We start from the raw sequence: 11921 nt of genomic DNA, 5'->3' as shown, positions 1-11921 counted from the left end.
CGTTAAATAGGGTAAGGAAAAGTAAGACCAATAAAGAGGAGAGGCGGGAGGGGCATTAAAGGGAACGGGGTGATCACTATTTCTCCGTATGTGAAAGGTCGTTTTTGAATATATTCGAAAAGGATGAAGATAATATGAATCAAATTTTTAAAAAAGATGAGTTTATTATTATTCCTTTTTATAAAGGGCGAAAGCAGGAGTATATGGTCGTCAATACGAAGAAGGAATTTAAAAATGGACATACGCACTTAAAATCATTTAAGATGGCCAAGTATTTGATCAATCTTGCGCGATGCCAAAAAATTAATTCCGGGTTAAGACCATATTTATTAACAAGCCTCACGAGAATATCAGCAGATCGTGAATATATTCAGAAATTGGAAGAGCTTCTGGCCGTAAAAAGAAGTAAAGGATCCAAAGCCTCTTATTATAATAAAGCAATCTAATTTGTATCGAAATATGGACAATAAAAATATAGACCGCTTTTTCAAGAAATTGAAAGAGCGGTTTTTTGCATGGAAATTTATTTGGGTGAAGCTCATCACCTGAGAGCTTTTCATAGATGGTTAAATCATTTTTAATAACGCTTCTTCACCAATCATACCTTCTTCAATACCGCGTGCTCTCGCTTCGTATGTGACGGATTCCAGTGGAGCTTTCAGTAAGTCATCGATCGTTCGAACACCAACTGCACGGCCTGCAATGATTTTGCGATCGGCCAACTTTTCGTTTAACAGTCCAACATCGAGGGCCCCACACATAATGTACCCATGCTCATTCGAAATTGTCAGCAACGTTGTCTTAGGCAAATTAACCGTTACAGCAGTAAATAAATGACCTTGAAGATCAATCGTTTCCGTATAGACGATAACCTTCTCCCCCTTTCATATAAATCATATGAAAAAATTCAAAAATGGTACTTGTTTTCAGGGAAATTATCGTTGTCTTTAAAATTTTTATAATAAACATTTCTAACTAACTTATAATCCCGCCACCTCTCCCATGTTAAACTAATAAAAAACACACTCAAAAGGAGGCTCGCCCATGATAGCCCGCCTAAAACAATCCTTAACAATCCGTCTTCTCATCACAATCAGCGGGATCGTTTTTACGATCTGTGTGCTGTTTTTGTTGTTGATCAATCATTATCTGGATGAATCGATACTTGAGGAGATGGGGGAAAAGGCGTTAACGAGTGCATACTTGATTGCCGAGCGGCCGGATATCACTGCTGCTTTTTCTGCGGAAGATCCGTCATCCGTTCTTCAGCCGATTGCAGAAAATATTCGAAAGCAGACCGGCGCGAGCTTTATCGTCATAGGGAATGAACAAGGGATTCGCTATACGCACCCGAACACTGAAAAGATTGGCCTGTCGATGGTCGGGGGGGATAATGATTCGGCGCTTATTAACAAAGAATCCATCGTTTCACTAACAACGGGTTCAATGGGTGAATCGATTCGCGGGAAAGTACCGGTTTTAATTGACGGCAATGTTGTCGGTGTTGTCTCGGTCGGATTTTTAACAAAAGATATACAGAGGACGATTGATACCGCCTTTTTCGGTTGGCTTCAAATCACACTCCTGCTCGCGGTTTTCGGGATTGTCTGTGGGGTGCTGTTATCGCTTTATGTAAAAGATCAGCTGCTCGGTATGCAGCCGGCGCAAATTGCCAAGCTTTATTCGGCTTATCATACAATACTCGAAGAAACGACGGACGGGGTCATCTTAACGACATTGAATAATGAAGTGGTGATTTCGAATTCTCGTGCAAAGGAACTCCTGACACCACTGGCAGAAGGGATTTCATTACATACGCTGCTCCCTGAACAGCTGTTTAAAGAAGAGGTCATTCGGGCTCTGGAAATTCCGTTGCAGCAGCAGGAGATGATTATTACAAAAACGCCATTGAAACATGAGAAGCAGCTCGGTTATTTATATATTTTGCGGGCCAAGCTTGAATATGAAACGGTCATTAACGAACTGACACTGGTGAAGCAGCAGGCGCGGATGCAGCGGGCAAAAACACATGAATTTGCGAATAAGCTGCATGTTCTTTTAGGTTTGTTAAAGCAGTCCCATATTGATGAGGCGATTGCATTTATCAGGCAGGAGCAGCAGGACTCAACCCAGCAGCAGCAGGCACTTTCAACCCAGCCCTCGATATTGCTGCAGGCGTTGCTCGAAGGGAAAATTTCGGAAGCGAAAGAGCGCGGCATTAAAATTACGATCGAAACAGAGGACGTTTTAATCGATTATAATGATGAAGAAGTGGATGCATTATTGACCGCATTAGGGAATGTTCTGCAAAACGCAATGGATGCTTTGGACAAAATAAATAAACAAGACAAGCAAATTAAGCTGTTTATTCATCAATACCGTCATGAGCTGATAATTGAGGTGCATGACAATGGACCGGGCATCGATGAAGACACGGCAAATCAGATTTTTACTCTCGGATTCACGACAAAGGACGGCTATGATCGGGGGTACGGCCTGGCAATCAGTGAACAGGCACTTGAAAAAGTTGGTGGCTCACTGTTAATAGAAGAAAGCGATCTAGGCGGGGCCTGCTTTTTAATCATTTTACAAAGGAAGTGATTTAATGGATATTTGGTTACTGGAAGACGATTTTCGTATTGCGGCGATTCATGCCGAGTATATTAAAGCGATTCAGCCGGATGCACAAGTACAGCAATTTCTAACAGGGGCTTCATTAAAAGAAGCGCTCCTGAATCAAACACCACCAGCTGTTCTGCTGATGGATTTATATATTCCGGATGTTACAGGCTATGAACTCGTAGCGTATGTTCGGTCGCAGTTTCCGGAAGTCCGCATTATTATGGTGACGGCAGCATCGGAGCGTGCGCATGTGGAAGCATTGTATACATATGGGGTATTCGACTATATTGTAAAACCGTTTGATGAAGCGCGTTTGCAAAAATCATTCCAGCAGTTTCATCTATTGCAATCGGCATTGCAAAAGAAAACACATTTCTCGCAGCAAGACTTGGATACGCTGTTTTACCGGCAAAACCATTCGGCGGCGACTGAAAAGGCACTGCCGAAAGGGATTGATACCTTTACGCTCGAACAGGTCATTCACTTATTTAAGGAACAAAAGTACACAAAGTTGACGGCGACACAGTTAAGCGAAGTCATTGGGACAAGCCGCTCAACAGCCCGACGCTATTTGGAATACTTAGTGGAAATGAACATCTTGGAGACGAAACTGCTTTACGGAACAGTCGGTCGTCCGGAACGAAATTATGTCCTCCGTGAAACTTATGAACAAAATTAGTTTTATTATTTTTATTAAATAAATGAGCACATTCTTCCTCCTAACATAGAATTGTCATAAGATTATAAGAATTCTAAGCAATGGGGGTTGTTGAATGTTAAGTATTATTGGTATTATTACGATTCTAGTTATCGTCGCGCTATTAATCAGCGGACGTGTATCACCAATTGTTGCAATGGTTCTTCCGCCAGTAGTGGCGATGTTTGTTGCAGGCTATTCGTTTGATGATTTAGGGGTATTTTTCGATGATGGAATTAGTTCTGTAATCAGTGTTGCCATCATGTTTATTTTTGCGATTATCTTCTTCGGGATTATGCAGGATGTCGGTTTATTCGAACCAATCATCAATAAAATGGTAGCGCTCTCAAAAGGGAATGTTGTGCTTGTCGCAATCGTTACGGTAATTGTCGCGGTTATTGCACAGCTTGACGGTTCAGGTGCTTCTACCTTCTTAATTTCAATTACGGCATTATTGCCACTATATGTTCGACTTGGCATGAATCCGTATTTACTTTTACTATTAGTCGGCGGATCTGCGGCGATTATCAATATGATTCCATGGGGCGGGCCATTAGGGCGAGTTGCTTCCGTTCTTGAAACAGATGTAACTGAACTATGGCATCCGTTAATTAAAATTCAGGTCATCGGTGTTGTGCTGATGCTGTTACTTGCGGTCTTTATGGGCTTCCGTGAAAAACGTCTGATTGCGAAACGAGCGCAAACAGGAGAAACATTAAAATTTGATTTAAGCAACAGTATTTTAAATGCTGAAACAGATGAAACGTTAAAACGACCAAAACTTATTTGGGCAAATGCGATTTTAGCTATTGTTGTTCTTGCTGTATTAATGTCAGGACTTTTACCAGCTGGCTTAGCGTTCCTAATCGGTGTCGCAATCGCTTTACCGTTGAACTACCGTACACCGAAAGAGCAGATGGGACGTATTCAGGCACACGCATCGAACGCGCTAACAATGGCTTCGATCATTATTGCTGCGGGTCTGTTTTTAGGGATTTTAAACGGGACAGGCATGCTAACGGCCATTGCCAATAATGCCGTAAATATTTTACCAAGCTTTTTAGCACAGTACTTACATATTATTATTGGGGTACTTGGTGTACCGTTTGACTTGCTGTTAAGTACGGATGCGTATTACTTCGCGTTGTTCCCGGTTGTTGACCAAATCGGTTTAACATACGGCATCGATTCATTATCGACAGCGTATGCAATGATCATCGGTAACATCGTCGGCACATTCGTATCACCACTTGCACCAGCAGTTTGGTTGGCACTTGGTCTATCAGGTCTGGAAATGGGTAAACACTTGAAGTTCTCATTCTTCTGGATGTGGGGATTAAGTATTACACTACTGATCATTGCGGTTTTAATAGGTGTTGTACAAATATAGATCGCTATTTTTAAAGAAGCTCCCTTTAATAGGGGGCTTCTTTTTTGATAGATTGGCGTTGTGTTGGTTTTCGTAGCATCCTTCTCTCTATCACGGCCATATCACTTAATAAATTGGTAACAACAGCGTGTAGCGTTCGCCCGTGCGCTTGCTATGCAACCGAAAATCATGTTATTTGATGAACCAACAAGTGCACTTGACCCTGAAATGGTTGGGGATGTACTTGATGTAATGAAAGACTTGGCAAGAGAAGGTATGACGATGATTGTCGTAACGCATGAGATGGGCTTCGCGAAAGAAGTAGCAGACCGTGGTATCTTTATGGATGGCGGTTACATCGTTGAAGAAAACAACCCAATAGCGTTGTTTGAATCACCACAAGAAGAAAGAACAAAATCGTTTTTAAGTAAAGTATTATAGACAGGTGATAGAAACCGGTTCGTACAGGATTTGTACGGACCGGTTTTTGTTTGCGTTAATTTATTGATTTTATTGTAAAAAAATGGAGAATAGGATATAGATTGGGACTTTTTAAGGGGGAAGGGTATGTTAGTTTTCAGTTTATTTTCATACATAGTGTTCGGTATTATTTTTGTAGCAGGAATGATTTGTCTAGCCTATTTACCACAGCTGAAAGGATATGTTGGGGAACGGCGTATTCAAAAGTTACTGAAAAGTTTAGGGGAGGACGTGAAGGTTTATAATGATTTGTATGTCCCGAAAAAGAATGGGGAAATGACGCAGATCGATCATGTGTTACTTTTGCCGAATGGCATTTTTGTGATTGAGACGAAAAATTATACGGGATGGATTTTTGGTAGTGAGGGCCAAAGAAACTGGACTCAAACAATTTATAAGAAAAAATCACGCTTCTACAATCCGGTCATGCAAAATAATACGCATATTAAAGCATTGCAAAATTACTTGAATATGGATGTGCCGATGCATTCAATTATCGTTTTTTCGAATGCGGCAACATTCAAATTTAAAGAGCCTTTTCAACAAGCGCATGTTATTCAAACAAAACACTTAATACGTACAATTAAACAGTTTACAACACAGGAAATCCCAGGAGAACAGCTTAACAGAATTTCGCAGAAGCTCCATATACTCATTCCTGAAACGAAACAGCAAAAGCAGGAAATTAAAAAACGCCATCTGGAGCATGTAAAAGAGATTGCCAAACCTAAGCCTGCAAAGAAAAAAATGAGTAAAGTGAAGGTCGAACCCATTACTGCAGGACCGGTTATTGTCGAGCCTGTTAGTGTTGGTACAGATGCTATCTGTCCGAAATGCGGCAGTAATCTGGTAGTACGCAATGGTAAGCGGGGCTCATTTTAGGGCTGTCAGGGGTTTCCGAAGTGCCGGTTTACGAGGGATTTATGAGTTATACTAATATGCAACGATTCAAAACAAAGAAGGTGGCAATTTGTCAGCAATTGAAATCCTGGCCTGGCCGTTCAAGCATGAAAGCATCAACCGGATTAACAACAACGAACACTATCTAAACTACCCGGTCATCTATGTGTTAAATGGCAATAAAGAAGCTTACATAGGGGAGACGGTGTATTTTAAAAGCCGGATGAAAGCCCATTTAAGTGCCCGGAAAAACATCAGTCAGATTAATCTCATCAAGCATGAGAAATTCAATCGATCGGCAACTTTCCATTTAGAAACGAAGCTGATCAATTATTTTCTTGGTGATGAAAAATATACCCTGCAAAACAAAAGTAAAACGGCAAGCGATTTTACGCACAATTATTACGACAAGTCGTATTATGATCAGCAGTTGTTTAAAGAAATCTGGCAGAAGCTGTACGAGCAGAAGCTGGTCGATCATGAACTGCATGTCATCGAAAACAAAGATATTTTTAAACTGTCGCCGTTTAAGGAACTGTCGATCGAGCAGATTGAACTGAAAGAGAAGGTACTCGAGTTTTGTGCGAAACAAGTAAGTGCCAATCCTGAAGAATACGGCAGTTTACTGGTCATTGAAGGGGAAGCGGGCGTAGGGAAAAGCGTTGTGCTAAGTTCGATTTTCAACACGATTCAGGAACGGGCGGAAGAAGCTTCGTCACCGCTTTATCAGACGGAAAATTACTTGGTCGTCAATCACGAAGAAATGTTCAAAACATATAAAGGGATTGCGAAACAGGTGAAGCATTTAAAGGCAAAAAACTTTGCGAAGCCGACTCCATTAGTGAACAAGCTCCAAAAAGAAAATAAAAAAGCGGACATCATTTTTGTGGATGAAGCGCATTTACTACTTACAAAACCCGATACGTATAATAACTTTCACGGCAACAATCACTTGGAAGAGCTGTTAAAGCTGGCAAAAGTCGTCGTCATTATTTACGACCAAAATCAGGTGCTGAAACTGAAGAGTCTGTGGGGTGCGGCAACGCTTGAACAATTAAAGAAGCGAAGCGCGTACACTGAAGAATATCAGTTGACGAACCAGTTCCGGATGCAGGCAAATGATGAGGTCATCAATTGGATCAATGCATTCAAAAACAAGCAGCTGCTGCCGTTGCCCCATGATGAAAACTATGAATTCAAAGTGTTCGATACGATGAAGGAAATGCATGACACAATAAAGATGCGGAACAGTGAATTCGGACTTAGCCGGGTCGTTTCAACATTTGATTATTTGCATAAAAAAGATGGCGGGACGTATTATGTGAACGAATCCAATGGTGAATACAAAATGCCTTGGAATACGACGAGTACGAAATATACGTGGGCGGAAAAGCCGGAAACGGTGCATGAAGCGGGCTCCATCTATACGATTCAAGGGTTTGATTTGAATTACGTCGGCGTTGTGCTCGGACCGTCTGTTCAATATGATGCGGGGCGGGACGAAATTGTCATAGACCCGAGCAAGTATATGGATAAAGGCGCCTATTCAGGCACGGAAGGCATTGCCGATGTGAACGATGCCAAGGAAAAGATTGTGCTGAACTCGATTAATATTTTAATGAAGCGCGGCATTAAAGGGCTCTACATTTACGCTAGTGATGATGCATTACGAAATAAGTTGTTGGCCGGTCAAAATCGGGACAATAGGTAAATCATAGCCAGGTACACATAAGATTCCTCGTGTACCTGGCTTTTTATCGACCTAATCGTGAATAACATTTTTCCCTTCATCACTCAATTTCTTTAAAGACGCCAGCATATGATCGATGACTTCATTGGAATGTCGCTCCCATGAACCTAATTCGGCTACAATCTTCAAAGGAGATTTCGAACGATAAGAGCGTGTTGGGTTTCCAGGGAATCGTTTGTCAGTAACATTCGGGTCATTTTCGAATTCACCTAATGGTTCGACAATGTAAATCCGTTCTTTTGATGATGACTTGGCTAACTCAGCACCCCATTTTGCAGCTTCCAATGTTGCCGTGAAATAAATATAATTCGATTTCTTCTCTTGGTAGTTCGATAAGTATTGAGGTTCTAATAAATCCCCAATTTGCAGTTCTGCTTTCGTACCATGGAAAAAAGGACCTCGGTCTAACACATCCGCTTGATCATTCATAGGACACACCCCTTTTGTTTTGTATATTTCAGTATAGTACGGAAATAGAAAAAGAGTAGTCTAAAAATATTTATTTTGAAATGGTATACTAATAGTAGAGAGATGAACGGCATAAGATTCACGAAAGTTTACATAGGGGAGTGACCGGGATGGAAACCGTATATTTTGCAGGCGGCTGTTTATGGGGAGTACAGGCATTTATCAAAACATTGCCTGGAGTGACATTTACCGAAGCGGGAAGAGCGAACGGAACGACAACCACTTTGGACGGCGACTATGATGGGTATGCCGAGTGTGTCAAAGCCGAATTCGATCCGAATGTTGTATCGATGCAGGAACTGATGGGGTACTTCTTTGAAATTATCGATCCGTACAGCGTGAACAAACAAGGGGAAGATGTCGGCGAGAAATACCGAACAGGTGTGTACAGTGAAAACGAAGCACATTTGAATGAAGCAAAAGCATTCATTACTGCAAGACCGGATGCTGACCGGGTTGTAGTCGAAGTTCTGCCGCTCACAAACTATGTGAAAAGTGCGGAAGAGCACCAGGACCGGTTAACAAGATGTCCGGATGATTACTGCCATATTCCTGAAGCGTTATTAACGAAATATAAATGAAAAATGAACCTTCCAGTCAAGTTTGAGATGGAAGGTTCATTAAAAGAGAGACAAAATCTTCAAGATAAAAGATTTTGTCTCTCTCCATTTTACATGCATTCATCTACATGAATATTAGTATGCAGTCCAACCAGCATCAGCAGCAATGACTTGTCCGTTGATGAAGCTTGAATCATCAGAACCTAGGAATAATGCTAGCTGAGCGATTTCTTCCGGTTGACCAGCACGAGGCATTGTGCCAAGCCCTGTTTGTTGACGTCCTGCACCGAACTCAGAAACACCTGTCATTGATGATTGAATGTTTGTCATTACCCCACCTGGTGCGATACCGTTACAACGGATGCCAGAGTTTGCGTACATGTAACCTGTGTTTTTCGTTAAACCAGCAACTGCGTGTTTCGAAGCAGTATAAGCTGCACCAGCACGAGCACCACGTAAACCGCCTGCTGAGATGTTATTTACGATAACACCGTGACCTTGTTCAAGGAAGAGGTTCGTTGCGATACGCATTGCACGCATTACACCCATTGTATTTACTGAGAAAAGACGGTCCCATTTCTCATCTGTAATTTCACCGACTGGTTCCATGCCGTCCATGATTCCAGCGTTGTTTACTAAAATATCTAATTGACCGTAAGCTGCTTTAGTTTCTTCAAACATGCGCTCGATGTCAGCTAATTCTGCTACGTTTGCCTGGTTTGCAATTGCTTGTCCGCCAGCTGCTACGATTGCATCTGCTACTGTTTTTGCACCTTCACCATTATAATCTGAAACGACAACTTTTGCGCCTTCTTTTGCATAAAGTTCAGCGATTGCTTTCCCCATACCAGAAGCTGCACCAGTTACGATTGCTACTTTACCTTGTAATTTCATTTTAAATCAACCTCCTGAAATATAATTATTATACATCTGTACAATAAAATTATAATACACAAATTAAAGCGTTTTCAATCAGCAAAAAACCTTCATGTTGTACGATATCCAACAGATTTGATAGAATTGTACAGTAAAGGAGGCCATCATGAATAAAAATGATCTTCGTGTTATCAAAACGAAAAAAACAATACATAAAGCATTACTTTTATTATTGAAGGAAAAGTCATTGCCCCAAATTAAAATTACCGAGCTTTGTAAAGAAGCGACGATTAATCGCGGGACGTTTTATTTCCATTATCAAAGTGTTGACGATGTACTTCAGGAATTATTCGAAGAAATTATGCTGGATTTACAAATTTCATATGATGAGCCTTTTAAAGAAGGATTGGAGCTAACTGTCAGCGGAATGAACTTAAATCCGAATTCCGTGAAGATTTTCGACCACGTCAAGAAATACGAGGACTTTTACAAAATTGTATTATCTGAAGATGTATCGATGAAATATTATTACATGCTTTTTGATGAAATTTGCAAGCTGATGGATGAGACCGATTATTTAAAACATGAACATCAGTTAAATAAATATCTGCATGCCTATAATGCAAATGCCATCATCGGATTACTCATTCAATGGTATTTGAACAACTTTGAAGACTCGGTGGATATGATGAACAACCGCCTCGTGGAAATTGTGAAGTTTCGGCAGTCGCTAAAGTGAAAATTTCTAATCGCTAGAAAGTGGAGTAGTGGACTATTTCATTTTCTAGCCTTTTTGCTTTATAGGTGTGCCTAAAATAATTCAATCACATTCTTAACAAGTAAATTATTAATTTAACCATTTTGCGTCATATTTTTACAGAATATTAACAACTTTATGATAATATAAAAGGGAGTTGGTTAGCCTTTGCTGATTGACCATAAATCGAATGTCTAGGAGGAGAAAAATGGTTAAAAATCGAAATGTAACTCTACTGTTTTCTTGGGTACTTATTGTTTTCATTTTAATTCAGCCTCTTCAATCTACTGTCACGAATGCAGCTTCCGGAGACGGATCATCGTCGGCACCTTACTCGGTATCTCAGGCAATCAGCAATCAAAATAACTCCTTAAAAACTGTTCAAGGTTATATCGTAGGACAGCCTACAGCAACAACGACCGTCCTTACTAGCAATTTTCCAAATGACTACGCATTGGCTATAGCGGACAGTGCGAACGAAACGAATACCGCAAACATGATCTATGTACAAATACCAACTTCTTTCCGCTCTTCTTACGGCTTGAAATCCAATCCTTCGTTAATGGGGAAAAGCATTAAAATAACGGGAACATTGTCAGCTTACTTTTCTCATCCTGGATTAAAAAATGGGACTGCATTTACGTTATTAGAAGGAAATCCAACAACTCCTGATCCAACACCGGAACCGAATCCATCAACTGGCGGCTATTATGATGCGGCTATTGGAAAAACGGGTGCCGCTTTAAAAACAGCTCTGCATAATATTATTGATGATCATACAGAAATTTCGTATTCCAATGTATGGACAGCTCTTCGCGAAACAGATGAAGACCCGAACAATTCGAATAACGTCATTCTTCTTTATACAGGCCGTTCTCAAAGTAAAACTACAAACGGCGGGAATGTGAATGACTGGAACCGCGAGCATGTTTGGGCAAAATCCCACGGCGGGTTTGGTACGTCAATGGGTGCAGGAACAGACTTGCATCATTTGCGTCCAACCGATGTGAGCGTCAACGGTACGAGAAGCAACCTTGATTTTGACAACGGCGGGAACGAGCATTCAGAAGCAGCCGGAAACTACTATGACTCGGATTCATGGGAGCCGAGAGACAGTGTAAAAGGCGATGTTGCCCGCATGCTGTTTTATATGGCGGTTCGCTATGAAGGGGACAGCGGGGAAGTGGATTTGGAACTAAATAATAAAGTGAACAATGGCACGGCTCCTTACCACGGGAAACTATCGGTACTGCTTCAATGGCATAAACAAGACCCGGTCGACAATTTCGAACGGAACAGAAATGAAATCATTTATACAGATTACCAGCACAACCGCAATCCATTTATCGATCACCCCGAGTGGGCATCGGCTATTTGGGAATAAAATAACAAAAAATACTCTCCTTTAAGCATATATAAAGTAAAGGGGAGTATTTTTGTGC

General features: G+C 41.0%; 12 protein-coding genes and 1 pseudogene. 10 read left to right on the top strand and 3 right to left on the bottom strand.

Translation table 11 applies throughout. The features are described from left to right. Positions 1-134 precede the first annotated feature (134 nt). The gene (locus MKX73_RS02795; RefSeq protein WP_339173127.1) at positions 135-446 is read left to right on the top strand and encodes a hypothetical protein; all 312 of its coding nucleotides are present in this window, start codon (positions 135-137) and stop codon (positions 444-446) included. 120 nt (positions 447-566) lie between these two features. Here the strand turns inward: MKX73_RS02795 and MKX73_RS02790 are convergent, their stop codons facing one another. After that, entirely contained in the window at positions 567-869 is a 303-nt protein-coding gene (locus tag MKX73_RS02790) for a YunC family protein (protein WP_340718831.1), read from the bottom strand. A 175-nt stretch (positions 870-1044) separates the two neighbouring features. Here MKX73_RS02790 and MKX73_RS02785 point away from each other — a divergent pair, with 175 nt between their 5' ends. From MKX73_RS02785 to MKX73_RS02760, 6 genes and pseudogenes are all read left to right on the top strand, one after another. Continuing rightward, on the top strand, positions 1045-2601 hold the full coding sequence (locus MKX73_RS02785) for an ATP-binding protein (protein ID WP_340716194.1): 1557 nt from the start codon (positions 1045-1047) through the stop codon (positions 2599-2601). A gap of 4 nt (positions 2602-2605) precedes the next feature. Further along, the gene (locus MKX73_RS02780; RefSeq protein ID WP_340716193.1) at positions 2606-3301 is read left to right on the top strand and encodes a response regulator; all 696 of its coding nucleotides are present in this window, start codon (positions 2606-2608) and stop codon (positions 3299-3301) included. 94 nt (positions 3302-3395) lie between these two features. Further along, on the top strand, positions 3396-4709 hold the full coding sequence (locus MKX73_RS02775) for a CitMHS family transporter (protein WP_340716192.1): 1314 nt from the start codon (positions 3396-3398) through the stop codon (positions 4707-4709). A 120-nt stretch (positions 4710-4829) separates the two neighbouring features. Continuing rightward, a pseudogene (locus MKX73_RS02770) lies at positions 4830-5129 on the top strand (peptide ABC transporter ATP-binding protein); the annotation flags it as partial. A gap of 126 nt (positions 5130-5255) precedes the next feature. After that, entirely contained in the window at positions 5256-6050 is a 795-nt protein-coding gene (locus MKX73_RS02765; RefSeq protein WP_340716191.1) for a nuclease-related domain-containing protein, read from the top strand. Positions 6051-6138: 88 nt separating this feature from the next. After that, positions 6139-7779 carry a DUF2075 domain-containing protein gene (locus tag MKX73_RS02760; protein ID WP_340716190.1) on the top strand — a complete coding sequence of 547 codons (1641 nt, stop codon included), beginning with the start codon at positions 6139-6141 and terminating at the stop codon, positions 7777-7779. 51 nt (positions 7780-7830) lie between these two features. On the opposite strand, the gene arr is transcribed toward MKX73_RS02760, so the two are convergent. After that, positions 7831-8247: an NAD(+)--rifampin ADP-ribosyltransferase gene (gene arr / locus MKX73_RS02755; RefSeq protein WP_340716189.1), complete on the bottom strand. Its 417-nt coding sequence runs from the start codon at positions 8245-8247 to the stop codon at positions 7831-7833. Positions 8248-8396: 149 nt separating this feature from the next. On the opposite strand from arr, the gene MKX73_RS02750 reads away from it, so the two are divergent. Further along, positions 8397-8867: a peptide-methionine (S)-S-oxide reductase gene (locus MKX73_RS02750; RefSeq protein ID WP_340716188.1), complete on the top strand. Its 471-nt coding sequence runs from the start codon at positions 8397-8399 to the stop codon at positions 8865-8867. Between the two features lie 114 nt (positions 8868-8981). On the opposite strand, the gene MKX73_RS02745 is transcribed toward MKX73_RS02750, so the two are convergent. Further along, positions 8982-9740, bottom strand: a complete 759-nt coding sequence (locus MKX73_RS02745; RefSeq protein WP_340716187.1) for an SDR family oxidoreductase — start codon at positions 9738-9740, stop codon at positions 8982-8984. Positions 9741-9888: 148 nt separating this feature from the next. Between MKX73_RS02745 and MKX73_RS02740 the strand changes: the two genes are divergently transcribed. Together MKX73_RS02740 and MKX73_RS02735 are read left to right on the top strand one after the other, a co-directional pair. After that, positions 9889-10461 (top strand): TetR/AcrR family transcriptional regulator, encoded by a 573-nt coding sequence (locus MKX73_RS02740; protein ID WP_340716186.1) that lies wholly within the window; start codon positions 9889-9891, stop codon positions 10459-10461. A 226-nt stretch (positions 10462-10687) separates the two neighbouring features. Next, positions 10688-11863 carry an endonuclease gene (locus MKX73_RS02735; protein ID WP_340716185.1) on the top strand — a complete coding sequence of 392 codons (1176 nt, stop codon included), beginning with the start codon at positions 10688-10690 and terminating at the stop codon, positions 11861-11863. Positions 11864-11921: the final 58 nt, after the last annotated feature.

The organism is Solibacillus sp. FSL W7-1436, from assembly GCF_038007305.1.
Lineage (GTDB): Bacteria > Bacillota > Bacilli > Bacillales_A > Planococcaceae > Solibacillus.
The sequence above is the reverse complement of the archived record's forward strand: the minus strand, read 5'-3'. Positions and strand labels throughout refer to the sequence as shown.